The organism is Denitrificimonas halotolerans (assembly GCF_034259425.1).
GTDB classification, from domain to species: Bacteria; Pseudomonadota; Gammaproteobacteria; order Pseudomonadales; family Pseudomonadaceae; genus Denitrificimonas; species Denitrificimonas halotolerans.
This window is the reverse complement of record NZ_JAXIVU010000007.1, coordinates 19,549-45,661: the sequence shown is the minus strand read 5'-3', so window position 1 is coordinate 45,661 and position 26,113 is coordinate 19,549. Positions and strand designations below refer to the sequence as shown.

Below are 26,113 nucleotides of genomic sequence, written 5' to 3'. Positions count from 1 at the left end.
TCGAGTTGAGTGCTCAGTCCAAAGCCTGCTATCAGCCATTCAATCATTCAGATTGCGCCCTTCCAATTTGAAATATACGGCTGTTTCTATAGGTAATTTTCTTTACAAAGTATTCGAAAATTCGTATATTTGATTTTTCGTATATATGAATTAACAGATAAGCTCTGTGTTGATCACAGCAATACACTGCATTGTTTTTTTGAGAGTTTTAACCATGTCATTTACACCGACTGAGGTTTTTAAAAGTCTTGCTGATGATACTCGGGCGCGGATTGTTTTATTGATTACCGCTGAGGGTGAGCTGTGTGTCTGTGAGTTGACGGAAAGTTTGCAGGAAGCTCAGCCGAAAATTTCTCGGCACTTAGCCGTACTGCGCACCAGCGGTGTATTGTTGGATCGTCGGCAAGGGCAGTGGATATATTACCGCTTGCATCCAGAGCTGCCGGCTTGGGTACTGAGCATTCTAAAAGCTACCCTAGCAGCCAACCAGCATTGGTTGGTGGATGATTTGCAACGCCTACAGGCGATGAACCGTGGCCCGTCGAATGAGCCTATCTGCAACTAAACCCTTTTCAATCATTTCCTAGCACTGAGTGTTTTCCATGCTGATTGCGCTGCTGATTTTTATTGTCACTATTGTTTTGGTTATTTGGCAGCCACGAGGGCTGGGGGTGGGTTGGAGCGCCTCTTTTGGTGCGTTACTGGCGTTGCTCAGTGGTGTGGTTGAACTGACTGATATTGCCCTAGTTTGGCAAATTGTTTGGAATGCCACTGCTACTTTTATTGCCATTATTATTATCAGTTTGCTGCTAGATGAAGCCGGCTTCTTTGAATGGGCGGCTTTGCATGTGGCACGTTGGGGCGGTGGCAGTGGGCGCAAATTGTTTTCCTTTATTGTGCTGCTGGGCGCGGCAGTATCGGCATTATTTGCCAATGATGGTGCGGCATTAATTATTACGCCCATTGTGATTACCATGCTATTAGCATTGCGTTTTTCTCCAGCAGCTACCTTGGCTTTTGTTATGGCTGCAGGTTTTATTGCCGATACTGCGAGCTTGCCTTTTGTGGTGTCGAACTTAGTGAATATTGTTTCTGCGGACTATTTTAATATCACCTTTAACGAATATGCCGCAGTCATGGTGCCGGTGAACTTTGTCAGTATTGCTGCGAGTTTAATGATGTTGTTTTGGCTGTTCCGTAAAGATTTACCAGCCACTTATGCCCTAAATGAGCTGAAAAATCCCAAAGAAGCAATCCGTGATCGCGCCACCTTTGTCGCAGGTTGGTGGGTGTTGGGCCTATTACTGTTGGGTTTCTTTGTGATTGAGCCGTTGGGTGTGCCTATTAGTGTGATAGCAGCAGTGTGTGCCTTGTTGTTATATGTTATTGCCGCTCGTGGTCAGGTGATTGGTACTACTCAAGTGCTGAAGGAAGCGCCTTGGCAAGTGGTGATATTTTCTTTAGGTATGTACTTGGTGGTCTACGGCTTAAAGAATGCCGGACTCACCGATTATATTGCCCAATTGTTAAATGTCTTTGCCGCACAGGGCTTGTGGACGGCGACCTTGGGCACGGGACTGCTCACTGCTGTGTTGTCCTCCGTCATGAATAATATGCCGACAGTGTTGGTCGGTGCACTGTCGATTGATGCCGCAGGTGTCGATGGGGTGATTCAGCAAGCGATGGTGTATGCCAATGTGATTGGTGCTGACTTGGGGCCTAAAATCACCCCAATTGGTAGTTTGGCCACTTTGCTGTGGCTGCATGTCTTGGCTCGTAAAAACATCAAAATCAGCTGGGGCTATTATTTTAAGGTCGGTGTGGTGTTGACGCTGCCGGTGTTGATAGTGACTCTCAGCGCCTTAGCAGCTCGCCTAAGTTTTTAATTAAAGGAGTGCGTTTTGAAAATTTTATTTATGTGTACGCACAACAGTTGTCGCAGTATTTTATCTGAGGCGTTATTTAATCACTTGGCACCAGCAGGCTTTTCGGCTGTTAGTTCTGGCAGTCACCCCTGTGGCCGAGTGAATCAGCGAGCCTTGGACACTCTGGCGGCTGCAGGGATTGTAACGGAAGGTTTAAGCAGTAAAGCATCAGATACTTTTGCACAGAACCCTCCGGATATTGTGATTACTGTCTGTGATAACGCGGCGGGTGAGGCGTGTCCCTTGTATTTTGGTACGGCATTGAAAGCGCACTGGGGGTTAGTTGATCCATCTGCGCTGACCGGTTCTGAGACCGAGATACAAACCGCCTTTGATCAGTGCCTCGCTAAGATTGCCGAACGGGTACAAGCATTTTTTGCTTTACCGTTTACGACTTTAAAGGTTTCTGAGTTCAGCCTCGAGTTGGATCGTATCGGCCGACTGTGACAGTGATTAATAAAAAGATTAGATGAGACACTCTTATGTACGAAAATTTACCTAATATCAGTGCTGACGCATTGAATATGCCAACGCTAGAACAGTTACAACCAACACAGAAATCCACGCATAAGCCACGTATTTTGTTGTTATATGGCTCCAACCGTGAGCGTTCTTTCAGTCGCTTAGTGGTACAAGAAGCGGCGCGTTTGCTAGAAACTTTTGGTGCAGAAACCCGTATTTTTAACCCATCGGGCTTACCTTTGCCGGATGATGTTGAGCCTACTCATCCTAAGGTGGTCGAATTGCGTGAGCTCATGCAGTGGTCAGAAGGTCAGGTTTGGTGCTCGCCTGAGCGCCATGGTGCCATGACTGCAGTATTTAAAGCACAGATTGACTGGGTGCCTTTGAGTATAGGGGCAGTGCGTCCAACTCAAGGCAAAACTTTGGCGGTCATGCAAGTGTGCGGTGGTTCGCAGTCCTTTAATGTGGTCAATCAACTGCGGGTGTTGGGGCGTTGGATGCGCATGTTTACCATTCCCAATCAGTCTTCGGTGCCCAAGGCGTTTACTGAGTTTGATGATAACGACCGTATGCTACCGTCGCCATACTATGACCGTCTTGTGGATGTGATGGAGGAACTGGTGAAGTTCACTTTATTGCTGCGCGATCGTCAGGAATATCTAGTGGATCGTTACTCTGAGCGTAAAGAAAGTGCGGAAGAGTTATCGCAGCGGGTTAATCAGCGTTCGATTTGATCAATTAAGCATTGTTCATTGGGGGCTTTGCCGTCGTTTGCTTATCAACTCCCCGCCTTTGGTAAGGCTACAAGATGAGTAATTTGCCGATCTATTAAAAACGAGGTTTATGATGAAGTTAGCGGAAGCATTGATTTTGCGCGCAGATTATCAAAAGCGTGCTGCACAATTGCGCCAACGCATTGTTAGCAATGCCAAAGTGCAAGAGGGTGAAGAGCCTGCGGAGAATCCGCAACGCCTACTTAAGGAGTTTGAGCAGGTGGCGGAAGGCACTTTTGATCTGATCAAACGCATCAATAAAACCAATATCAACACTCAATTTGATGCCGAGCGAAGTTTAACTGATGCGTTAGCTGAGCGTGATATTTTAGCGGCACGACGCAAAGTCTATGCTGACCTGGTGGAAGCCGCCTCAGTTCCGCAAGACCGCTATAGCCGATCAGAAATTAAGTTTGAAAGCACCGTCAGTGTTAAAGAGATACAAAAACAGGTGGATGCTTTGGCCAAAGCCTACCGTGAGTTGGATACGAAAATTCAAGGATTGAACTGGAGTACAGACTTAGTAGACTAGCGATGTAGTGAGTAGCTGAACTGATCGAGGCGAACGCACCCGCCAACTGGGTTAAGTTGGCAATCACGGCTCGGCCGTTAACCGGTAGGTGTGAGGGGCAGCACCTTTGTTAACATTTTTTGCCTCGCACAATTTACACGGGTATTGAGTATTGTCATTTTGCATAACCGCGCGTTGATCGATCAAAGAAGTGAGGGTGGGGTTGGGGACTACTATTTAAACGCAGTGTATTAGCAAGGGCCTGATTGGTCGCTGTATGTGTTGGAAAAGTATTTTCATAAATACTCTTAAGACACAAGACATCCCTCAGGAATACTGGATAATAGCGAGCATCCTTTTTGTTATTTATTCTGGTGATTCCCTGTGGAAATTAAGGTTAATTTTCTCGACAACCTGCGACTTGAAGCTAAGTTTGATGACTTTAGCGTGGTGGCGGATCAGCCCATTCGTTACAAAGGTGACGGTTCAGCACCAGGTCCGTTTGACTATTTCTTAGCTTCATCGGCGCTCTGTGCAGCTTATTTCGTGAAGCTGTATTGCCAGGCACGGGATATTCCGACGGAAAATATTCGTCTATCGCAGAACAACATTGTTGATCCAGAAAACCGCTATAAGCAGATGTTTAAAATTCAGGTGGAGCTGCCTGAAGATATTTCAGACAAAGACCGTCAGGGTATTCTGCGTTCAGTTGAGCGCTGTACAGTAAAGCGTGTGGTGCAAAATGGTCCGGATTTTGTCATTGAGGCAGTGGATAATCTGGATGCTGACGCGCAAGCTTTGTTGGGTGCTGCAGTGGATCAAAGCAGCCAGACTTTTATTCCGGGTAAAGACCAGCCACTGGAAAAAACCATTGCTACTATGTCAGGTATTTTGGCTGATCTAGGCATGAAAGTGGAAGTGGCCTCGTGGCGCAATATTGTACCTAATGTATGGTCATTGCATTTGCGCGACTCTCAATCACAGTTGTGCTTTACCAATGGTAAGGGCGCTACTAAAGAAAGTGCTCTAGCGTCGGCGCTGGGCGAGTTTATAGAGCGCCTGAACTGTAACTTCTTCTATAACGATCAGTTCTGGGGTGAGGAGATTGCCAATGCTGACTTTGTGCATTACCCCAATGAGCGTTGGTTTCAGCCCGGTCCCAATGATGAGCTGCCTGCTGAGATTTTAGATGAGCATTGTCTAAAAATTTACAACCCCGACGGCGAGCTGCGTGGCTCGCACTTATATGACACCAACTCCGGCAATACCGCGCGTGGCATTTGCTCGATACCCTATGTGCGCCAGTCTGATGGTGAGGTGGTGTATTTCCCTACTAACCTGATTGAAAATCTCTTTTTAAGTAATGGCATGAGTGCCGGAAATACGCTGGAAGAAGCGCAGGTGCAGTGCCTGTCCGAGATTTTTGAGCGAGCGATTAAGCGGGAAATTCTAGTGGGTGAAATGGCATTGCCCGATGTGCCGCAAGAAGTGTTGGATAAATATCCAAATATTGTTGCTGGGATTAAAGCGTTAGAAGATCAGGGTTTTCCTGTGTTGGTTAAAGATGCCTCTATGGGCGGGCAGTTTCCAGTGATGAATGTCACTTTAATGAACCCGCGTACTGGTGGAGTATTTGCCTCTTTTGGTGCTCATCCAAGCTTTGAAGTGGCGCTGGAACGTAGTTTGACTGAGCTGCTGCAAGGGCGCAGTTTTGAAGGTCTCAACGATATTGCGCGTCCCACTTTTTCTACGGAGGCGGTGACTGAACCGAATAACTCGGTGGAACACTTCATTGATTCCAGTGGCGTGGTGTCCTGGCGTTTTTTCAGTGGTAAAGCCGACTATGAATTTGTTGAGTGGGATTTCACTGATGGTGGACGCAACAGCAATGCTCAGGAAGCGGAGCTGCTGTTTGGCTTGCTGGAAGATATGGGTAAAGAGGTCTATGTGGCAGTGTTTGAACACTTGGGTGCTACTGCCTGCCGTATGTTGGTGCCGGATTTCTCCGAAGTCTACCCAGTTGATGATTTGATTTGGGATAACACCAATAAGGCACTGCAGTTCCGTGAGGATATTCTTAATTTACATCGTTTAAGTGATGAGCAGTTGAGTGATTTAGTTGAGCGTTTAGAAGAAGCCCCTGAAGATCACTATACCCATATAAGAACTCTGATTGGTGTGGAGTTTGATGAAAATACCGTGTGGGGTCAGCTGACTATGTTGGAACTGAAATTGCTGATTTATTTAGCGCTCAACCGCTTAGATGAAGCTTTGGAGTTGACTGAAGAATTTTTGCAATTTAATGATAATACTGTTGAGCGTGAGCTGTTTTATCAGGCCATGGCTGCAGCTTTGGAAGTTGTCCTAGATGCAGAACTGGAATTGGCTGACTTTGAGCTGAATTTCCGACGAATGTTTGGCGATGAGCGTATGGATGCTGTATTGGGTTCATTGCAGGGCTGTGTACGATTTTACGGCTTAACACCAACCAATATGCAGCTTGAGGGTATTGATAAGCATCTGCGTTTGCTGGACAGCTTTAAAAAACTGCATAGGGCGCGGGCTCAGTTTGTTGGTGCGTGATTTCTCTTCGGAGGCATAATAGCTGTAGATGCTGTCATCCTATTGCTTCCTAAGGGTCAGTATTCTACCCTTCTTTTCACCCCTTGCTGTGCTGGCGCCGTGAAAGGGTCTTCCGGCCACGGGTGCTTGGGATAGCGCCCGCGCATATCTTTGCGCACCTCGGGGTATACGTTACGCCAAAAGTTGGCTAAATCTGCCGTTACTGCTAAGGGGCGCTGTGCAGGTGAAAGCAAATGGATTAGCACGGGGATGCGGCCATCGGCGATGGTGGGTGTTTCTGTCCAACCAAACAATGCTTGTAGCTTAGCGGCGAGCACAGGGCCATTTTCGGCTGTGTAATCTAAACGCACCTTTTGCCCTGTGGGGATGGTAAGCGCTGTGGGGGCCAAGTGTTCAAGCTGTTGCTGTTGTGGATAACTAAGCAGGCTATTTAAGGCGTTAATGAGGTTTAGCTTTTTGAGATCTGCCCAACGCTGCATGCCGGCTAAAAAGGGCAGTAACCACTCTTCTAACTGCGTGAGCAAAGCCTTTGCGCTCACATCGGGCCACGCATCAGGGTGAAGGTGGGCTAGCCGTTGCACGCGTGCGCACCACTGGGTTGCCTCTTCTGTCCATGGCAGGTTTTCTATGCCCGCGGCGCGCACAGCATTCAGTAAGCCTTGTTGAATAAGTTCAGGTGCGGGTTTGGCCAACTCTGTTTCTTCAAGCACTAATTCGCCTAGTTTACGCACGCGCCGTGCCACTACCGTGCCGCGTTTATCATCCCATTGGGCTTCTTCACTGGTGTTAATAAGGTGGGCTAAATCTTCTTCAAGGGTTGCCAGCTCCACGGGAGCGGCGAGGTAAATGGTGGCTTCCCGAGCTTTGCCGTCGAGGTCTGCTGCTACAAGCCACTCGTAGCGTATGAGGCTGTCATCGTTGCGTAGGCTTGCACCCCTGCCGTTGCTGAGTTGGTAATGGTTTGATTGCGAAGCGCGTTGTTGTGCAATGCGATCTGGGTAAGCGTGCGCTAACAAACGCCCAGTGTCGGTGGCGCTAGGCAGTGTGCGTTTGACGCTCTCCTTAGGCATTAAACGTTGTGCCACGTGGCGAATATGGCGCAAGCGCGTGTGGTCTAAACGCGGTGGTTGGTATTCACCATGCAGCACACGTAGGCGCTCATGGAGGTCGGCACCAGAGCGAGGGCCTAAGAGATCGCGTTCATCGAGCAGGGCGGCTATCTCTGCCGCGGCTGAACCCAACCCTAGCGCCCGCCCGCGCAGCACCATATTGGCTAGGCGAGGGTGAATGCCTAAGCGGCGCGCAGCTTTGCCGTGTTCCGTAATGGCGCCTTCGTTGTTCAGCATGCCTAGCAGCTGTAATAATTCTGCAGCTTGCTGCCAGTGAGCAGGCGGTGGTGGGTCAATCCAACTTACTTGATCAGGCTGGCGCTCTCCCCACTGGGCCAGTTCTAAAACTAAGGTGGCTAAATCTGCTTCGAGAATTTCGGCAGGGGTAAAATCAGGAAGCACCGCTTGTTCTTCGGCACTCCATAAACGGTAGCACACGCCCGGCTCAATACGGCCCGCACGGCCTTTACGTTGTTCGGCAGAAGCTTTGGATACGCGTGTGGTTACTAAGCGTGTCATACCGCTGTTAGGGTCAAACACAGCGCGGCGTTGTTGGCCGCTATCGATAACCACGCGCACACCTTCAATGGTTAAACTGGTTTCGGCAATGGCGGTGGCCAGTACCACTTTGCGCGTGCCCTTGGCAGCGGGGGCAATGGCTTGGTCTTGCTCTGTGGCTTTAAGGTTGCCGTACAGCGGCGCCACCAATACTTGGCTACCCACTTGGCCGCGCAGTTGTTGTTCCACGCGGCGAATTTCAGCCGCACCAGGGAGAAACACCAATAGCGAGCCGCTTTGTTCTGCTAAAGCTTCATGAATAACCGCTACCACTGCATCCGTATGTTGGCGTTGGCGCAAGGCAACAGGGCGATAAATAACCTCCACGGGATAAGCACGGCCTTCACTGCTAATTACCGGAACATTGCCAAGTACGCGAGCAATGGGAGCGGTGTCGAGGGTGGCCGACATCACCAGTAAACGTAAGTCGTCACGTAGGGCCTGCTGCGATTCGCGCACTAAAGCCAAGCCTAAGTCTGCATGTAGAGAGCGCTCATGGAATTCATCAAAGAGCACCGCAGCATAACCTTCTAGCATAGGGTCGCTTTGGATTAAGCGCGTTAAAATACCTTCCGTTACTACCTCAATCTGTGTGGAGGAGGAGGTCCGAGTATCTAACTTGGTGCGGTAGCCAATGGTTTGCCCCGCTTGCTCGCCCAGTTGTTGAGCCATAAAGCGTGCTGCAGAACGAGCCGCCAGCCGGCGTGGCTCCAACATTAAAATTTTCTTGCCTGCACGCCAAGGAGCATCGAGCAGAGCAAGGGGCACGCGCGTGGTTTTACCCGCCCCTGGAGGGGCTTGTAATAAGGCAGTATTGGTGTGCTCAAGAGTGTGTTTTAGCTCAGGTAAGATGGCATCAATGGGCAGCATGGCAACCTTAGTGGACAATAGGTATAGATGAATTGTAACCCAGTATTTGGTTTTAGTGAGCCTAAGCCCTTTTCTCTTTGAGTGACGCCAACGATGATGTTTGTTGTTAAAGTGTGCTCTGTATTATTTAGTATCGCCCCCCACTGAGCACCAGGATGTAGCATGCCCACTCTATCTATTGCAGCAACTGTGTTAATTGTAATCGCCACTGTATTACCGTTATCAAAAAATCCGCATTGGTTGTTTCGTGGGATGGACTTTCCACGTTTGCAAGTAGCTGTTTTGGCAGCTTTGTTGTTGTTTAGTCATTTGTTTTATTTGGACTTTTCACAGCCATTGGCTTGGTGTTTATTTCTAGTCACAGGACTTTGTTTGTGTTGGCAGGGTTGGTGGGTCATGCCTTACACGAGATTTTGGCCGCGAGAAGTAAAAACTGCGAAGCAGGGGGAGCCGGAAAAGCAGTTAAGTATTATTACCTCGAACGTGTTGCAGACGAATAAAAATAGCGCAGCGTTAATTGCTTTAGTACAGCAGTATCAACCTGATATTTTAGTGACACTTGAATCGGATCAATGGTGGGAAGGGCAGTTGGCCGTTCTGGAGCAGGACATGCCTTACACTGTGAAGTGTCCATTGGATAACCTCTATGGCATGCATGTCTATTCACGTTTACCTTTTACTCAGGAGGAGATTGCGTACCTCGTTGAAGCCGATATTCCTTCTATTCATCTGTATTTAGAGTTGCGAACTGGCGATAAAGTGCACATGCATTTTCTTCACCCCGCGCCGCCAAGCCCAACGGAAAATCCAGAGTCTATGGAGCGTGATGCTGAATTAGTGATGGTGGCTAAACGTGTAGCAGAAACCTGTCAGCCTGTTATTGTTACGGGGGACTTGAATGACGTGGCATGGTCGGACACGACTCGACTGTTTCGTAAAATCAGTGGTTTGTTGGATCCTCGGGTCGGTCGTGGCATGTTTAATACCTTTCATGTGGGGCTCCCATTTTTACGCTGGCCGTTGGATCATTTATTTCATAGCCCGCACTTTACGGTGAAACATATTCAGCGTTTACCTTCGATTGGTTCTGATCATTTTTCATTATTTACTGTATTGGTGTTTGATCCAGTAGAAAGTGTTCAACAAGAGGGGTTAACTGCCAGTGACGGTGATCATGCGGAGGCTGAACGTATACAGCAAGCAAAAGATGTTTGTAAGGATGACGTACCAAGACTGGGTTGCTAGCTAGTGAGTTATCTACTTGGCGATTAACAAGCTTGCGATCCTAAAAATGTAGTAAATTTATGCTGCTAGACGACTATGTCTGACTGCGAGAGTATTTTTTTCCGAGCTTGTTAGTATCATCATTGTGGTCAATATGACGCCCTTATTCCCGTATAGAATTGCCTTTTTATGGCTGACGCCTGAGCTTTTTAAGCAAGTCGGATTTGCAATACTGGTAAAGAGTCCGTAGGGTTGTTCGCCAATTTTTTAAACATAAATCGGACGATATGTCGTACTCTGCTCGTGATTCCCAACCTATAACTCCACCACCCACATTTTCTGCTCCACCAACATCGCATAAGTTTGGTGATCCTGTCGTACTGAGCTTGACCATGGGGTTTATTATTCTCTTTATTGGCTTGTCGCTTTACGACGCCAATAGGGTTACTTCCATGATTGCTGTTGGTTTTACTATGACAGCTAAGTACATGGGATCGTTTTTTCAGATGATTCTTATTGCTACATTTTTTATTGCTATAGGGGTTGCCATAAGCCGTGCAGGGCAAGCCCGCATTGGTAATTTAAATAAGCCTGAAATCAGTACTTTCCGGTGGCTCTCCATGGTGATGTGCACTTTGTTAGCCGGTGGTGGCGTATTTTTTGCTGCCGGTGAGCCTATTTACCACTTTGTGGTTACGCCTCCTGCCTTTGATTTTGAGACAGGGACAGCTGAAGCTGTTGCTCCAGCTTTGGCGCAATCTTTTATGCATTGGGGCTTTTTAGCTTGGGCCGTACTGGGGTCGTTAACTGCCATTGTTTTAGCTTATGCGCACTACACTTTAGGTAAGCCACTGCAGCCTCGTACGCTACTCTACCCCGTGTTTGGTGAATGGATTTTAACCAGTTGGGTGGGGGGTATCGTCGATGCCTTGTGTGTTATTGCCATTGTTGCCGGTACGGTCGGCCCTATTGGTTTTTTAGCCACACAAATGAGTTATGGGCTGGAAGTGCTGTTTGGCATCACGAATGGATTTACTACTCAGCTGGTTATTTTGATGCTATTGGCGGCGGTTTATATTGGCTCAGCAATGAGTGGTGTACACAAAGGTATTCAGTTGCTCAGTCGTTTTAATGTGATTTTGGCGCTGCTCATTGGTGCGGTGATTTTTATATTTGGACCAACTTTGTTTTTAACCAATACCTACCTGCAAGCGATGGGCGAATACATGACTTCATTCTTTGCTATGGCAACGATGACTTCTGAAACAGCTCCAGACTGGTGGATGAAGTGGTGGACGGTCTTCTTTTTTGCTTGGTTTATTGGATATGCACCTTTAATGGCAATTTTTGTTGCGCGTATCTCGCGAGGGCGCACGATTCGTCAGATGGTGATTGCTGTGGCTGTATTAGCACCAATCGCAACAACAATCTGGTTTACCCTATTAGGCGGTTCAGGTATTTATTACCAACTTACGGGTGAGGCGGACCTTATTGAAGCCTTGCAAAGCTTCTCTTTTGATGTGGCAACCTTAACGGTTGCACAAACTTTACCCGGTGGCATTTGGATGGCTGGCGCCATCTTACTTTTAACCACAATCTTTGTGGCCACGACAGGTGACTCAATGAGTTATGCCATTGCTGTTGTAGGCGCTGGGCATGATCATCCACATTTTTCCATCCGTGCATTTTGGGGAGCTGCGATGGCTGTTATGGCAGGAATGTTGCTCTATATGGGGAGTGGTCAGATTGGCGTTCTGCAGCAGTTCATTGTGCTCAGTGCTATCCCTGTATCTGTGATTATTTTACCTTCTCTGTGGGCAGGGCCGCAGTCAGCGATGGCGATGGCGCGTGAGCAGAAGCTGCTCTAGTCAGATGCTGTACACGAAAACGCCCCAGTAGGTTTATTTTACTGGGGCGTTTTAGGTTAAGTGGGGCAGGTGTCTTGCGCAATAGAGAGAAACATCTTTAGAGCAACAGTCATGCAAGGCTGTAGTGAGAAGTGACAAGTTGTTTGATTAGCTACGCTGGGTGAGTTGTGGAAAGACTTGCTGCCACGCCTCAAAACCACCATCCATACTGTACAGCTTGGTAAAGTCTTGGCTGTGTAAGTAAGCGGCTGCACTTTGGCTAGAGTGTCCGTGGTAACAGATGACAATGGTTGGAGCATCTAAATCGGCTTGAGCAATAAACTGGGCCAAAGAGTGATTATCCAAGTGAATGGCACCTGTTGGATGGGCAATGGCAAAACTTTCTGGGTCGCGAATATCGACCATTACTGCGCCTTCATCACACAGCTGTTTGGCTTGTTCAACATTGATGCGTTTAAAAGCTTCCATGGAGACCTCTCGGGTGTGAACACTTATGCCTCGCGTGGACAGTTGCAGCGTTCAAAGTGTTGGGTGTCAAGATTATACAATGACATACGTCCGCCCCAGACACAGCCAGTGTCAAGGGCAATGGCTTTAGGCTCAAAGCTCTGTCCTTCAAGGGCAGCCCAATGCCCAAATACAATCGTATCATTGCGAGTTAAGCGGTGTGGATGACTGAACCAAGGTGCAAAGCCTGCTGGTGCTGAATCGATCCCTTGCTTGCCTTTTAAGTTCAACTCGCCAGTAGCGCTGCAAAAGCGCATGCGAGTAAAGTAGTTAGTAATAACCCTTAAACGTTCGATGCCAGTTAGGTTGTCATCCCAAGTAGAAGGGTGGTCACCGTACATGCCATCTAAATATGCTTGGAATAGACTATCGTCGCGCAATGCTTGTTGTATTTCAGCAGCACGATTGAGTGCATCTTGAATGCTCCACTGGGGAGGGATTCCTGCATGCACCATACTGATTTGGCGTTGGCTATCATGGTGCATTAGCGGTAGCTGGCGCAACCAAAAGAGCAAGTCTGCGGCGTCAGGGGCGTCTAAAATTTCTTGCAGGGTATCTTTCTTTTTTAATCGAGCAGCTTGGTTGGCTACAGCTAATAGATGTAAATCGTGATTACCCAAAACGCTGACGACAGAGCCCCGAATAGTATATAAAAAGCGTAAAGTTTCGAGTGATTGTGGGCCACGGTTGACTAAGTCACCGACCAACCAAAGTTGATCTTGGTTAGGGTCAAACTGAACACGCTCAAGTAAGCACTTGAGTGGTTCTAAACAGCCTTGTATATCACCGACAGCATAGGTTGCCATTAATGTAGAGCTCCGGGCATGGCTAAGCTAAAAGGGGCAATGGGGGCCTCAAACTCTTCACCGTCTTCGGCGCGCATGGTGAAACTGCCTTGCATACTGCCCACGGCGGTGGTCATTAAGGTGCCGCTGCTGTAACTGTACTCATCGTCCGCATTAATGATGGGTTGTTCACCAACGACACCTGAGCCACGCACCTCTTGAGTTTTACCATCACCATCAGTGATGATCCAGTGTCGGCTGAGCAATTGTGCAGCATCGGTACCGTTGTTGCGGATGGTGATGTCGTAGGCGAACACATAGCGGTTTTCTTCCGGTTGTGAATGTTCGGCTAAAAAGCGTGTGTGTACTTTAATATCAATGGTATCGCTAAGATCTGTCATAGTGTTCTCAAAGGGATTCTACTGCTTGTTGATCGGCCAGTTGATCAGCCAATCGGACAAAAGCAGCAAGATCTAATTGTTCGGGACGTAAACTTCCATCGACTCCAGCTGCTTCAATGGCTTGACTGGATAAGATGTTCTTTAAAGTGTTACGCAGGGTTTTACGGCGCTGATTAAAAGCTTCGCGCACAATACGGTCTAGGGCGCGAGCATCTTTGGCTGGGTGAGGTAACTCGCTATGCGGTACAAGGCGCACAATGGCCGAGTCTACTTTGGGAGGCGGGCTAAAAGAGCCCGGGCCCACATTAAATAGATGTTCAACGCGACAGTGGTATTGCACCATAATGGACAAGCGTCCCCAGTCTCCGCCGCCTGGTTTGGCTGCCATGCGTTCCACTACCTCTTTTTGCAACATAAAGTGCATATCGCTTACTAAATGTGCATTATTGAGCAGGTGAAAAATTAAGGGCGTAGAAATATTGTAAGGCAGGTTACCGACGACACGTAGACTGTTAGGTTCAGCATCAAGGTGAGCAAAATCAAACTTTAATGCGTCACCTTGGTGTAGGTGAAAGTTGGGCTTGAGGCCAAACTTGAGTTTCAGAATAGGGATGAGGTCGAGATCGATTTCGATCACATCGACGTGAGCACCACTACCAATCAGGCTTTCTGTAAGCGCACCTTGGCCTGGGCCAATTTCTAAGATGTGCTCATCTTCACGAGGAGTAATAGCACGAATAATGCGATCAATCACGCCTGTATCGTGTAAGAAGTTTTGACCAAAACGCTTCCGGGCGCGGTGTTGATAGATCTGGGACATTCGGCTACTCCAATTAACAAGCCAACAAGTTTAACAAAAAACCAGTAACGCTTCGCTTTTATTGGTCACTGGTGTTGGAAAATAGGGAGGGGTGAGCCGGATATTTTTAAGATTAATGAAGCCATGCCGATCCAGGCATCACCTATGGTTTGACCTTTACTTTGTTCATCTATTAATTGCGCATCTTTAAGTAGTTGTTGCCATTGCGTGCCTGAAAGACGCTTGAGTGCACGAGTAAATAAAGGCTTACGTGGAGCAGGCCAAATGCGGGATAAAGCGCGGTCCATGCTGGTGCCTTGGCTAATCTGTTGTGATAGGTTGGCTATCTGCCGAATATCACGAGCGATGGCCCAAAGAATAATAGGAATCTCTACGCCTTCGCTCCGTAAACCGGCCAAAATACGCAGGCTGCGTTCAGTGTCACCTTCTAGAGCAGCGTCGACTAAGCCAAAGACATCATAACGCGCGCTATCGGCTATGCTGGCTTGAATTGTTGCGAGACTGAGATGGGGAGTGTTACTCAGCAGTTTGAGCTTTTCGATTTCTTGAACAGCAGCCAATAAGTTGCCTTCAGTGCGTGCGACAATTAAATCAATGGCTTCTGGATCTGCGCTGAGGCCTTGCTGTGTTAGACGCTGGTGAATCCATTGGGGCAGTTGTTCAATATTGACACTAGGTAATTGAATAAAGCCGCAGAGAGGGCTGTCCATTAGGCTTTTAGCCCATTTGGTTTTTAATGTGCTGCCATCCAAGCGTGGCACATTAATCAGTAATACTGTGTCTTGTGCAGGGCGTGCTAAGTATTCTAAGAGCACTTTACTACCTTGATCGCCGGGTTTACCCGAGCTAATGCGCAGTTCCAATAAGCGTTTCTCTGCGAACAGAGAGAGACTAGCATTGGCTTCACGGATGATATTCCAATCAAAACCACGCTCTACGTGAAAAACTTGACGCTCGCTAAAATCGGCTTGACGGCAAGTACTGCGGATGCTATCGCTTGCTTCTTGAGCTAAAAGTGGCTCATCACTGCTGACCAAGTAAATGGGCAGAAGCTCTTTTTTTAGCTGGTTGGCGAGTTTTTCAGGGTAAATGCGCATAAGGGCAGGTGTTGGGCCTTATTTGCATAAGGCCCTGCAAAGTTAATGAATACGAATGGGGGATTGTTGTGGTTGCGTGCGCTGCATTTCGCGCAGTGCAGCCTCGCGTGCTTGTATTTCAGCTTGCGCTTTGCGTTCAGCTTGTGCTTTTAACGTTTCAAGTTGAGCAGGTGTTATGGCTTGCAGACGCATCATCAATTGCATCACGAGTTCGCGTCGCATCTCTTCGCGCAGCAGGTCAGCTTCTTGGCTGGAGCTGGTGATGTTATCTTGGTTGTGTGCGTAAGTACGCTGAACTTCGATACGGTCTTTGATTAGGGCAGGCAGGTTGCCTGAGCGCAATTCATAATCGAATGCACTAGTTAATGTATATTCTGCACTGCGTGTACCTGCGGTAAAGCTAGCGGTACGGCGGCTGGTTTCTTCAGGGCCTAAGTAGAGCGTAAAGGGCGCGCTACTAGACACCTGTACTTTGTTGTTGTCTAGACTGCTTTTTACATCTTTACCTAAGGGGCTGAGGGCGTCACGTGCGGCAAAGTTTAATTCGGTGAGAGCCATTTGCATGGTGCCTGTACCGCGTAAGTGAAAGCCGCAAGCCGTTAATAAGAAGGCCAGACTGAGTACAGTAATAGAGCGTTTCAGCATAGTAGATCCTCTATGCCTAGCCCTAAATTGGGACTAGGCAGGGTGGGTAGAGTCAATCAGTTGGCTACAATATTAACCAACTTATTTGGAACAACAATCACTTTTCGAACGGTAAGGCCGTCAGTGTAGCGTAAGACATTTTCGTTCTCACGAGCGATTGTTTCAATTTCTTCGCGGCTGGCTGAGGCTGACACATCAATGTGTGCACGTAACTTACCGTTCACTTGCACCACCATACTTAAGGTGTCTTGGATCAGAGCGCTTTCATCAGCTTGAGGCCATGGGGCATCAATTACCGGCTCACTATGCCCCAGTTGCTGCCAAATGACATGACAAATATGCGGGGTGATAGGTGCTAATAAAAGGGTTACAGTTTCTAACCCTTCTTGAAGTAGAGCTCGGTCTTGTGCTTGTTCGGTCGGGTTTTTTTCCAGTACATTCATTAAGGTCATGACTTGGGCAATGGCCGTATTGAACTTTTGATGCTGTCCCACATCTTGGCTTGCATGCTGAATGGCAGCATGAATGGCACGACGAACCTCTTTTTGAGTGTCATTGAGGCCTGCTATATCCAGGGGCTCACAAGCACCGGCCTGTACATGCTTGTATGCTAAGCGCCAAACACGTTTCAGGAAGCGGCTTGCACCCTCAATACCCGAGTCAGACCATTCAAGGCTCATATCTGGTGGTGAAGCAAACATCATAAAGAGACGGCAGGTATCTGCTCCGTACTCATCGATCATGACTTGAGGGTCGACACCATTGTTTTTGGATTTGGACATTTTTTCAATGCCCCCAATGATGACCGGCTCTCCATCGCTGATCAGTGTTGCTGAGACAGCTTTACCTTTGTTGTCGTGTTCAACTTTGACTTCTTCAGGGTTGTACCATTGGCGACCACCGTTGGGCAGCATACGGTAGTAGGTTTCTGCAATCACCATGCCTTGCGTTAAGAGCTTGGCAAAAGGCTCATCACTATTAACTAAGCCTTCGTCACGCATTAGTTTATGGAAGAAACGTGCGTAAAGCAGGTGTAAAATAGCGTGTTCAATACCACCGATGTATTGGTCCACCGGTAGCCAGTAGTCTGCTGCTGACTTTTCAACTAAGCCGCCTTCATACTGTGGTGAAGCATAACGAGCGTAGTACCAAGATGACTCCACAAAGGTATCCATGGTGTCAGTTTCACGGCGCGCATCGGCACCACAGGTTGGGCATGTACACTCATAAAATTCGGGCATTTTATTCAGTGGATTACCGGAGCCATCTGGAATGACATTTTCAGGTAAAACTACGGGTAACTGATCTTCTGGTACAGGCACATCACCACAGCTTGGGCAGTGGATGATTGGGATTGGGCAGCCCCAGTAACGTTGACGGCTGATACCCCAGTCGCGTAAACGGAACTGCGTTTTGCGTTCGCCGCGTTCTTTAGCTTCTAAGTCAGCAACGATGCTATCAAAAGCATCTTGTACGCTTAAACCGTCGTATTTACCGCTGTTAATGGTGGTAACGTCAGTTTTGTTTGCGTACCAGTCGTGCCAGACTTTTGCATCAAAGGTTTTGTTTTCATCTGTAGATGCGAAGACTTGAGTGATGGGAAGTTGATAGGTGTTTGCAAAGGCAAAGTCACGTTCATCGTGAGCTGGGACAGCCATAACAGCGCCTTCACCGTAGCCCCACAGTACATAGTTAGCAACGTAGACTGGTAGTTTGTCACCGGTTAGTGGGTGGAGTACAAACTGACCTGTTGGTAGGCCTTTTTTCTCCATAGTAGCCATATCAGCTTCAGCGACAGAGCCAGCTTTGCATTCAGCTATGAATGCGGTCAACTCAGGGTTATTTACAGCAGCACGTTGTGCCAGAGGATGTTCCGCAGCAACTGCAACGTAGGTAGCGCCCATTAAGGTGTCAGGGCGTGTGGTATAAACCTTCAACTGACCTTCAATGCCGACAGTGTCAAGGTCGTAGTCAAAGAGGATATCGGCGCCAAAGCTTTTGCCGATCCAGTTACGCTGCATAGTTTTTACTTGCTCAGGCCAACCAGGCATGTTGTCTAGGCTACTTAGTAACTCGTCAGCATAGGCTGTGATTTTGAAGTAGTACATGGGAATTTCGCGCTTTTCAACGAGCGCATCTGAGCGCCATCCGCGACCATCAATGACTTGTTCATTAGCTAAAACGGTTTGGTCTACTGGGTCCCAGTTAACAGTACCTACTTTCTTATAAATAATGCCTTTTTTGTATAGCTGAGTGAATAACCACTGTTCCCAACGGTAGTAATCAGGTTTACATGTGGTGATTTCTCGCGACCAATCAATGGCTAAACCCAGTTGATTGAACTGAGCTTTCATATACGCCATGTTTTCGTAAGTCCAAGCAGCTGGCGCTACTTTATTTTGAATCGCTGCGTTTTCGGCAGGCATACCAAAGGCATCCCAACCCATTGGCTGCAACACATTTTTTCCGAGCATGCGCTGGTAGCGAGCAATAACATCACCAATAGTGTAGTTACGCACATGGCCCATGTGTAGGCGACCACTGGGGTAAGGGAACATAGACAAGCAGTAATAGGTGTCTTTACCGGCTTGCTCGGTCACTTCAAAGGATTTGTGCTCGGCCCAATGGCGCTGAGCGGCGGCTTCAATGTCGCGAGGCTGATACTGTTCGTGCATGATTTATGTGGTTATCGTCAAAAAGTCATAAAGGGAGATGCACCGCAGCACATCAATGAAAAATATCTGCCTAGCATACATGAGGCGGGCGCCTTCAGGGAAACGGCATCTTATTTTACAGGTAGTGCTTGGCGAAAATATTTAATTGGAAGCTAAGACTAGCATAAGTACTGTTGACCTCTGCAGTATGGCTATCCGTTTCCATTCAGGAGGGGATGGTGTTAGTGGAGATTTCAGAGCAGTATTGTGACTGCTTTGTTAAACTTTTGAGTCAGGGTTGAGCCATAATATTATATCTATGAGGAGATCACCTTGAATGCTGTCGCTGTGCAACGTGTATTGATTCTTGTAACCAGTGGGCCGAGCACCCCGGCACGTTGTGCCGCACCTTTTCATATTGCTACTTTGCTAGCTTGTTTAGATGCAGAGGTCACTTTATACCTTACGGGGGAAGCGACTGAATTTGCTAGTCCTGGAGTGGCTGAGTCGACTTTTCCAGATGCTAACGGTAATCCGGTTTTGCATTTTATGCGTCAAGCCAAACAGATGGGCGTGCGTATACTGCTTTGCCGTAAACCGCCTGTTCAAGGCCAAGCTGTAGTGGAAGAGCAGCCACTGATAAATGAGGTGGATGGCTATGGCAGTGGGGGTGAATTAGCGACAATGATTCTTGAATATGAACGGGTACTGACATTATGAAACTTGAAGGCATGCACTTTCCAGATGATCGCTATTACGCGCCAGCCCACAGTATGTGGCTGCGTGAGGAAAGTAATGGCGAGATCACCTTAGGGTTAACGGCTTATGGTGTAGCATTATTTGGGGATATTTTTGCTTTTACACCAAAACGGCTAGGTTTGAAAATCCAAGCAGATCGTAGTTTAGGCGTGGTCGAATTTGCGAAAGCGGCCGCATCGGCTAAGAGCCCCATTGCGGGTACAGTGGTAGCACATAATGAAGCATTGGAGCAGCGCCCAGCCTTGATTAATCGAGATTGTTACGGTGAAGGTTGGATGATCCGTTTACGCCCTGATGATTGGGAAACGGCAAAACAGCTGTTTTTACAAGGTGATGCCGTTGTGCCTGCTTTTACTGAGCAAGCAGAGCAAGATGGTTTTGATCCAAATGATGAAAGCGTGCAGGCATTGAAGTTGAAAAGTTAAGCAGAGTGAGAAACAGGCTGTTTGGAAGTAAGTGGCGGAGGGCAGTGGGAGTCGAACCCACCCAGGAACGGCTGCCGTCCCCAACCGGATTTGAAGTCCGGCCACACCACCGGATGTGATTGCCCTCCATGTACTGTGCGCAATACTAACGGTTTTTTACGCGTAATACCAAGCTACTTTCTGTGCGTAAACGGCGGTGATTACCAAAACGACGGGTAACACCGAGTCGATCTAGATATTCTAAGAGTTGAATACAGCGTTTACGGCCAAGTCCTACAGCATCACGAAATTCAATTACTTCTAGTGTATCGTTTTGTTCTGTAATTTTTAGGATCACTGTAATGAGCTGCTCGATAGCTATTTCTGGATAAAATAAATCCCGCACCACCTGGTGCAGCTGTCCTAAACGTGCCAATTTGAGTAATAAGTGACGGACTTGAGTTTCTTCACAGTTTTCTAAACGCGCCAGATCACGTACCCAAGGTGGATTTATTCCTCCTGACTCTAAGTGAGGCCAAAGTTTAGCTTTCAAGCTTTCTTCTTCGGTACTTAGACGTACACTGAATTCTGGCAAATGTAACCATGGACCAGTAGCTGCAATATTACCTTGAGCTAAAGCAGCATCGATTAAAGCACCGAATACTGCCGGCTCTATATGAGGTAAGCCAAAACGGCGCAAACGACCGCGATCAGGACCGGGTTCATCCGGTAACTCTTGATGGAAGCGGGTTAAGGTGTCTAAAAGGGCAGCATGGTTGTCTTGCCAGATAGCCTGCGTGAATAAGCGCGGACCATTACTGGTGGGTTGGATGATTGTTTTGTCAGGTAACTGCCAATCGTGTTGTGGGCGATTAAATTGACGCTCCAAGGCGTCGGGTGCTAAGCCATTCTTTGCAGTGGCTAGCAATGAAGGTAGAGCAGCTTCGAGGCTACCCAGTGTTAATGCTTTGAGTTGAGCTAAACGCTCAGCGGTACGACGTTGACGAGTAGGGGCATTAGGGTCAAGGACAATACCGCCTCCGAGGGTATGCCAAGCCGACTGATCACGGAGTATAACGCGGTCACCGTGCACCGCATGAGTGTAGCCGTCTAATACAAGCTGAGCGAGGCCACAAGCACCAGGGGCGATGTGCGAGGCTTCCAGTAGAGCGATACGTCCAGTTAAGCGTTGGGCGCCGATGTGGATATGCACGGGCGTCCAGTGCTCTAGGGGACGCGGTGCATCAGCAAGCAGATTCAATTGAATATCGAGTCTGCGACTTGGGTTGAGTAACTCAGAAGCTACTATCCAACTACCGCGTTGTATTTGTTCGGCTTTTAGCCGTTCCCCCGCTAAGTTGAGCGCTACACGTTGGCCAGTTTGAGCGGATGCACTAGCTTTATTTTGTGCATGGATGCCGCGCACACGAACTTGCTGCTGCCCCCCGTTGGGGTGACAAAGGAGTAGGCTGTCATCGGTTTGGATACGGCCGGCTAAAGCCGTGCCTGTGACGACAGTACCTGCACCGGATACGCTAAAGGCACGGTCGATAGATAGGCGGAAATAGTTTTTGTCCGCTTGGTGAGTGATGTTGCGTGCTTCGTTTAATAAAGCGTGACGTAGCTCAGGAACACCTTGGCCAGTGCTGCTGGAAAGCGGAAAAATAGGAGCCCCAGCATAAGGGCCTGATGCGAGGAGAGATTCGATCTCAGCTGCAGCGGATTGTTGAGTTTGTCGTTCAACGCGATCGCACTTGGTCAGAGCGATCCATAATTGTGGTATGCCAAGTAGCTCTAAAATGGCCAGATGTTCTCGGGTTTGCGGCATGACACCGTCATCAGCTGCTACCACTAAGAGGGCTAGATCAACACCGCCAGCACCTGCCAGCATATTATGGATAAAACGTTCGTGCCCTGGGACGTCAATAAACCCTAGTGTTGCTTCGCCACCTAAATTTGCATAGCGGTAACCCAGATCAATGGTGATGCCGCGTTCTTTTTCTTCACGACGTTGATCGCCACCTTGCCCAGTGAGTGCCTCTAGTAAGGTGGTTTTGCCGTGATCAATATGACCTGCTGTGGCAATGATCATATCGGTTGCACCTGCAAAGCAGACAGCTGTGCAATAAATGCAGCTTCGTCATTGAGCTGGCGTAAATCAAGCCAGAGAGCATCATCATCAAGCCGGCCAACGACTGGAATAGGCAGAGCACGTAATGCAGCCATCAGGGCATTAAGGGCACGGCTACGTTGTTTTCGTGCACCTTGTGGACGTAAACATAAAGCTGCGCTGTGTAAGCGAGCGACGGGCTGGGCGCCACTGCCAATCATGCCGTGAGTAGGTAAGACGTCAACCTGCCAGAGAGCACCAAGCTGCTCGGCAAGCATAGGTGCTAAACGTTGCGCTTGGTCTGTAATCTCAGATGCGGGGCGTGTTAATAATTGCAAACTGGTTAAGCGTTGAGCTAAACGATCCGGGTCTTGGTAAAGGCGTAGCACTGCTTCTAATGCAGCTAAAGTGATTTTATCCACTCTGAGTGCGCGTTTGAGAGGGTGGGCTTTAATGCGTTGGATCAAGTCGCGGCGACCAACGATAATGCCTGCTTGAGGACCACCGAGTAACTTATCACCGCTGAAGGTCACTATATCCGCGCCCGCTGTGAGAGATTCCTGCACCAAGGGTTCGCGAGGGAGATCCCATTGCGAGAGATCAACGAGGCTACCGCTGCCTAGGTCCTCTAATAGCGGAATATTATGTGTATGAGCAATAGCCGCTAAGCGTTTCGTGTCTACACTAGCAGTAAAGCCTTTAATCGTATAATTGCTGGGGTGGACTCTCAAAATCAGCCCCGTATTTTCGTTAATAGCAGCTTCATAATCCTGAGGGTGGGTGCGATTGGTGGTGCCTACTTCATGCAGAAGTACGCCGGCCTGCGCCATGATGTCCGGAATCCGGAAAGAACCACCAATTTCAATTAACTCGCCGCGAGAAATAACAGCTTCGTGACCAGCACCTAATGCGCTGAGGCTCAGGAGAACGGCTGCAGCATTATTATTGACCACTGTGGCCGCTTCGGCGCCGGTTAGCTCGCAGATTAAACTTTCAATTAAGTTGTCGCGATCACCTCGTTGGCCAGTACTTAGATCGAATTCTAAGTTGATTGGGTGACGGGCTGCTAAGGTCATGGCATCAATGGCTTCAGGAGGCAGTAAAGCACGGCCTAAATTGGTATGCAGTACTGTTCCAGTAAGGTTGAACATACGGCGCACATAAGGAGTTTGGTGCTGTTCAAGGCGTGTTGTGATTGCTGCGACTAATGTGTCTTCAGCCAAAGCCTCAGGTTGAAGATTGCCCCGACGATAGCTTTCTCCGAGCTCTGCCAAATAATCACGGACTATTTGGCGTAGCACTGAACGGCCATAGCGTTCTTGTAATGTAGCTATAGCGTTCAGTTTGAGCAGTTGGTCGACTGCTGGAGGTCGCTGCGCTTGCGGGGCGTTCATTAGTTGGTTTCTCCCTCATGACCGGGTGCGAGTAGCAAGTTTGGGGCACGACGTTGTAGGTTTTTTTCTGTTAAGGCTAGATCTAAATCAAGGCTCGCTAAGTCTGCGCTCAAGGCTTCGCCGCTTGGGGCGATTTCGAGGTACAGTTGTTTTAGGTAAGTATTGCACTCAGGGCAGACTTCAGCTTTAACGCCATGAGGGCTGTCATCGAAATGCAAGTAATCTAAGGCACGAGTGTTGAGGCAGTGGCTGCATTTTAAACGCACATAATGCCATTCGGTAGCGCAAAGTGAACAGAGCAAGTAGCGTACACCGTCAATCGGACGGCGGTGACGGATTACGCCAGTTACAGGTAAAGAACCACAACATGGACATTCAGTTTGATCTTCGCGCTCACGAATGTCTTCGGCATTAATGCTTTTAAGCCAGTAGCGCCAGGCCAACTGTAGCGCGGCACCAAGGAAAGGGGTGAGAGCCCCAGGCACAGCGCTAAAGCGTCCGCTTAATAAAGCAGTGGCCCAGATGTTACGTTGTTTTATATCAGCGAGTTGTAGACGTTGCAGTGCCTGTTGAACTGCTTCAGGTAGATCGTTATTTTGCTTAATAAATGTGTTGAGCAAAGCATCTAACTGCACTTGCCAGCCAGTATTGTGGAGCAGGGTGTCTACTGCTAATGGCAGCATATCATGTTGTAACGCGCCCGCCAAGGTGTGAGCATCTAGCTCAGGTTGACTTGGTGGGGCATCGAGGACACTTTGTTGTGCGTGGCAGATCTTAGCCAATAATTGCAAATAAGCAGCCATTGGGTGACCTTTTGCTAGTGTTTCGAGTCGTGCAGCGCGTTTGCTGAACATATCTAGAGGGGGGAGCTGTACAAAGGGCGGCGTCATGGCCGCATTTTCGATTTCCCCGGGTTCGAGAATGTTAGAGGACATGGGCTGATTCCTTGTTGTATGAGGCTTTGGAGCCTGAAGTGATGGGAAACTGTATAAATAAATAGGCAGCGCAAAAGCACTGCCTGGGTGTGTTTATACAACGTAATCATATCAGTCAGCCCCCTATGTTTGTGGAGCTGACTGAGTAGATTTAGCGCTCTTTTTTACGCATTTCGTCATACCATAAGCGGTGATGTTTGCGTGCCCAACTCTGACTGACTTTGCCAGAGGTCATCGCACCAATTGAGCCTTTAACCCAGATCGCTGCATAGACGTGGACGATAATGCTAGATATTAGCACAAAGGCAAAAAATGCGTGGAGCAAGCTAGCCAAACGAATGATGTCAATTGCGAAAAATCCGCTAAAGTATTCGCGCCAAATCACTATTCCGCTAAGCAACAACATGATCATGCTGATGATCAAAACCCAGAATAGGACTTTTTGCCCACCATTATATTTGCCTACCGCAGGTACGTCATCTTCCTGATTGTTGATGACTTTGCGCCATTTAGACAGCCACTCACGGTCGTGCGCCTTAAAGCGGTTGCGTCCAACAAAGCGTAATGCCAGCACCGCAAATAGGATAAACATCGCCACCCCGATGAAAGGGTGGAGAATGCGCGTCCAGGTACCGCCGCCAAAGAGGTTGCTTAACCAGAACAATGCTGGGTGAAACAACGCTAGGCCTGACAGTCCCGCCAGAATGAATAATAGAGCGACCGCCCAGTGATTGGTGCGCTCATTCGCATTGTACCTTTGCAGGTATTGGTTCTTGTCACTGTTCATATCACTCTCCCTGGCTTGGGTCACGGCTTTCGCTTGGATCGAAGTGCTGGACCTGTGCTGACGTACCTTGGGTATGCGTGTCGTCTTCGACGCGATTAGGCCCGATACGTATATAATGGAAGAACCCAGCCATAGCAGTAGCAGCCATAGCTAGCATAGCCAAAGGTTTGGTGACACCTTTCCAAGCACCCACAAAGGGGCTGATTGTTGGGTTCTTAGGAAGACCGCTATACATTTCTGGTTTGTCAGCATGGTGTAGCACGTACATGACGTGGGTACCGCCGACTCCAAGAGGGTCGTATAAGCCAGCATTTTCATAGCCGCGACGGTTAAGATCCGCGATGCGCCAGTTGGCATGCTCTTTCATGTCTTCCTTGGTACCAAAGACAATAGCGCCGGTTGGGCAGGTCTTGACACACGCTGGCTCAAGTCCTACTGCCACACGGTCAGAGCACAGTGTGCATTTATAAGCTTTTTTATCCTTTTCAGAGATGCGTGGTACATCGAACGGACAACCTGTAATGCAATAGCCGCAGCCAATGCATTTGTCTTGGTTAAAATCGACAATACCGTTGGCATGTTTAATGATGGCGCCCGGGCTCGGGCATGCTTTTAGACAGCCCGGGTCTTCACAGTGCATACAGCCATCTTTACGTATCAGCCACTCTAGATCGTCTTCTGTGGTTTGGTGCTCCTCGAAACGCATGACTGTCCAAGAGTCAGCAGTTAAATCGTTGGGGTTATCGTATACCCCAACGTTACTACCTACTTCATCACGGAGGTCGTTCCATTCGGAGCAGGCCACTTGGCACGCTTTGCAACCTATGCAAAGCGTGGTGTCGATGAGCTTAGCAACCTCGTCAACTTGGCGGATCGAAGAGCTCGTTGTGGTAGTGGCAGAACGTGCGATGATGTCTTGTGTGCTGGCCATA

General features: G+C 48.4%; 23 protein-coding genes and 1 tRNA gene. 10 read left to right on the top strand and 14 right to left on the bottom strand.

Translation table 11 applies throughout. From position 1 onward, the window contains the following. Positions 1-214: 214 nt before the first annotated feature. The 6 genes from TOI97_RS06745 (at position 215) to TOI97_RS06720 (ending at position 6,254) form a co-directional block, all read left to right on the top strand. Entirely contained in the window at positions 215-565 is a 351-nt protein-coding gene (locus TOI97_RS06745) for a metalloregulator ArsR/SmtB family transcription factor (protein ID WP_321553357.1), read from the top strand. 37 nt (positions 566-602) lie between these two features. Next, a complete protein-coding gene (locus TOI97_RS06740; RefSeq protein ID WP_321553356.1) occupies positions 603-1,886 on the top strand; it encodes an arsenic transporter in 1,284 nt (427 codons plus the stop codon). A gap of 15 nt (positions 1,887-1,901) precedes the next feature. Further along, positions 1,902-2,372: an arsenate reductase ArsC gene (locus TOI97_RS06735; RefSeq protein ID WP_321553355.1), complete on the top strand. Its 471-nt coding sequence runs from the start codon at positions 1,902-1,904 to the stop codon at positions 2,370-2,372. Positions 2,373-2,407: 35 nt separating this feature from the next. Next, positions 2,408-3,121, top strand: a complete 714-nt coding sequence (gene arsH, locus TOI97_RS06730) for an arsenical resistance protein ArsH (protein WP_321553354.1) — start codon at positions 2,408-2,410, stop codon at positions 3,119-3,121. A gap of 109 nt (positions 3,122-3,230) precedes the next feature. Further along, positions 3,231-3,692 carry a DIP1984 family protein gene (locus tag TOI97_RS06725; RefSeq protein ID WP_321553353.1) on the top strand — a complete coding sequence of 154 codons (462 nt, stop codon included), beginning with the start codon at positions 3,231-3,233 and terminating at the stop codon, positions 3,690-3,692. A gap of 363 nt (positions 3,693-4,055) precedes the next feature. After that, positions 4,056-6,254, top strand: a complete 2,199-nt coding sequence (locus TOI97_RS06720) for an OsmC domain/YcaO domain-containing protein (RefSeq protein ID WP_321553352.1) — start codon at positions 4,056-4,058, stop codon at positions 6,252-6,254. A gap of 56 nt (positions 6,255-6,310) precedes the next feature. Here the strand turns inward: TOI97_RS06720 and hrpB are convergent, their stop codons facing one another. Continuing rightward, positions 6,311-8,791 carry an ATP-dependent helicase HrpB gene (gene hrpB, locus TOI97_RS06715; RefSeq protein WP_321553351.1) on the bottom strand — a complete coding sequence of 827 codons (2,481 nt, stop codon included), beginning with the start codon at positions 8,789-8,791 and terminating at the stop codon, positions 6,311-6,313. A 162-nt stretch (positions 8,792-8,953) separates the two neighbouring features. Here hrpB and TOI97_RS06710 point away from each other — a divergent pair, with 162 nt between their 5' ends. Together TOI97_RS06710 and TOI97_RS06705 are read left to right on the top strand one after the other, a co-directional pair. Further along, the gene (locus TOI97_RS06710) at positions 8,954-10,036 is read left to right on the top strand and encodes an endonuclease/exonuclease/phosphatase family protein (protein ID WP_321553350.1); all 1,083 of its coding nucleotides are present in this window, start codon (positions 8,954-8,956) and stop codon (positions 10,034-10,036) included. 266 nt (positions 10,037-10,302) lie between these two features. Next, positions 10,303-11,883, top strand: coding sequence for a BCCT family transporter (locus TOI97_RS06705; RefSeq protein ID WP_321553349.1), 1,581 nt, complete (start codon positions 10,303-10,305; stop codon positions 11,881-11,883). Positions 11,884-12,030: 147 nt separating this feature from the next. Here TOI97_RS06705 and glpE read toward each other — a convergent pair whose 3' ends face one another. The 7 genes from glpE to leuS form a co-directional block, all read right to left on the bottom strand. Next, positions 12,031-12,351 (bottom strand): thiosulfate sulfurtransferase GlpE, encoded by a 321-nt coding sequence (gene glpE / locus TOI97_RS06700; RefSeq protein WP_321553348.1) that lies wholly within the window; start codon positions 12,349-12,351, stop codon positions 12,031-12,033. 23 nt (positions 12,352-12,374) lie between these two features. Next, positions 12,375-13,196 (bottom strand): symmetrical bis(5'-nucleosyl)-tetraphosphatase, encoded by an 822-nt coding sequence (locus TOI97_RS06695; protein WP_321553347.1) that lies wholly within the window; start codon positions 13,194-13,196, stop codon positions 12,375-12,377. Beyond that, entirely contained in the window at positions 13,196-13,576 is a 381-nt protein-coding gene (gene apaG, locus TOI97_RS06690; protein ID WP_321553346.1) for a Co2+/Mg2+ efflux protein ApaG, read from the bottom strand. The genes TOI97_RS06695 and apaG overlap by 1 nt, the downstream gene beginning before the upstream one ends. 7 nt (positions 13,577-13,583) lie before the next feature. Next, positions 13,584-14,396 carry a 16S rRNA (adenine(1518)-N(6)/adenine(1519)-N(6))-dimethyltransferase RsmA gene (rsmA, locus tag TOI97_RS06685; RefSeq protein ID WP_321553345.1) on the bottom strand — a complete coding sequence of 271 codons (813 nt, stop codon included), beginning with the start codon at positions 14,394-14,396 and terminating at the stop codon, positions 13,584-13,586. A gap of 65 nt (positions 14,397-14,461) precedes the next feature. Beyond that, positions 14,462-15,493, bottom strand: a complete 1,032-nt coding sequence (gene holA / locus TOI97_RS06680; protein ID WP_321553344.1) for a DNA polymerase III subunit delta — start codon at positions 15,491-15,493, stop codon at positions 14,462-14,464. Positions 15,494-15,535: 42 nt separating this feature from the next. Continuing rightward, on the bottom strand, positions 15,536-16,138 hold the full coding sequence (locus TOI97_RS06675) for an LPS-assembly lipoprotein LptE (RefSeq protein WP_321553343.1): 603 nt from the start codon (positions 16,136-16,138) through the stop codon (positions 15,536-15,538). A gap of 56 nt (positions 16,139-16,194) precedes the next feature. Continuing rightward, positions 16,195-18,813: a leucine--tRNA ligase gene (leuS, locus tag TOI97_RS06670; RefSeq protein WP_321553342.1), complete on the bottom strand. Its 2,619-nt coding sequence runs from the start codon at positions 18,811-18,813 to the stop codon at positions 16,195-16,197. Between the two features lie 312 nt (positions 18,814-19,125). Between leuS and TOI97_RS06665 the strand changes: the two genes are divergently transcribed. Both TOI97_RS06665 and TOI97_RS06660 read left to right on the top strand, forming a co-directional pair. Beyond that, positions 19,126-19,512 (top strand): DsrE family protein, encoded by a 387-nt coding sequence (locus TOI97_RS06665; RefSeq protein WP_321553341.1) that lies wholly within the window; start codon positions 19,126-19,128, stop codon positions 19,510-19,512. Beyond that, on the top strand, positions 19,509-19,976 hold the full coding sequence (locus TOI97_RS06660) for a glycine cleavage system protein H (RefSeq protein WP_321553340.1): 468 nt from the start codon (positions 19,509-19,511) through the stop codon (positions 19,974-19,976). Before TOI97_RS06665 ends, TOI97_RS06660 begins: the two co-directional genes overlap by 4 nt. Before the next feature lie 32 nt (positions 19,977-20,008). Here the strand turns inward: TOI97_RS06660 and TOI97_RS06655 are convergent. From TOI97_RS06655 to fdxH, 6 genes are all read right to left on the bottom strand, one after another. Then, positions 20,009-20,104 (bottom strand) — tRNA-Sec (locus TOI97_RS06655). A gap of 17 nt (positions 20,105-20,121) precedes the next feature. Beyond that, positions 20,122-22,047: a selenocysteine-specific translation elongation factor gene (gene selB, locus TOI97_RS06650; protein ID WP_321553339.1), complete on the bottom strand. Its 1,926-nt coding sequence runs from the start codon at positions 22,045-22,047 to the stop codon at positions 20,122-20,124. Then, positions 22,044-23,459 (bottom strand): L-seryl-tRNA(Sec) selenium transferase, encoded by a 1,416-nt coding sequence (gene selA / locus TOI97_RS06645; RefSeq protein ID WP_321553338.1) that lies wholly within the window; start codon positions 23,457-23,459, stop codon positions 22,044-22,046. Before selA ends, selB begins: the two co-directional genes overlap by 4 nt. Beyond that, on the bottom strand, positions 23,459-24,394 hold the full coding sequence (fdhE, locus tag TOI97_RS06640; RefSeq protein ID WP_321553337.1) for a formate dehydrogenase accessory protein FdhE: 936 nt from the start codon (positions 24,392-24,394) through the stop codon (positions 23,459-23,461). The genes selA and fdhE overlap by 1 nt, the downstream gene beginning before the upstream one ends. A gap of 151 nt (positions 24,395-24,545) precedes the next feature. Next, positions 24,546-25,181 carry a formate dehydrogenase subunit gamma gene (locus tag TOI97_RS06635; RefSeq protein WP_321553336.1) on the bottom strand — a complete coding sequence of 212 codons (636 nt, stop codon included), beginning with the start codon at positions 25,179-25,181 and terminating at the stop codon, positions 24,546-24,548. A 1-nt stretch (position 25,182) separates the two neighbouring features. Then, positions 25,183-26,112 (bottom strand): formate dehydrogenase subunit beta, encoded by a 930-nt coding sequence (gene fdxH / locus TOI97_RS06630; RefSeq protein ID WP_321553335.1) that lies wholly within the window; start codon positions 26,110-26,112, stop codon positions 25,183-25,185. Position 26,113 lies beyond the last annotated feature (1 nt).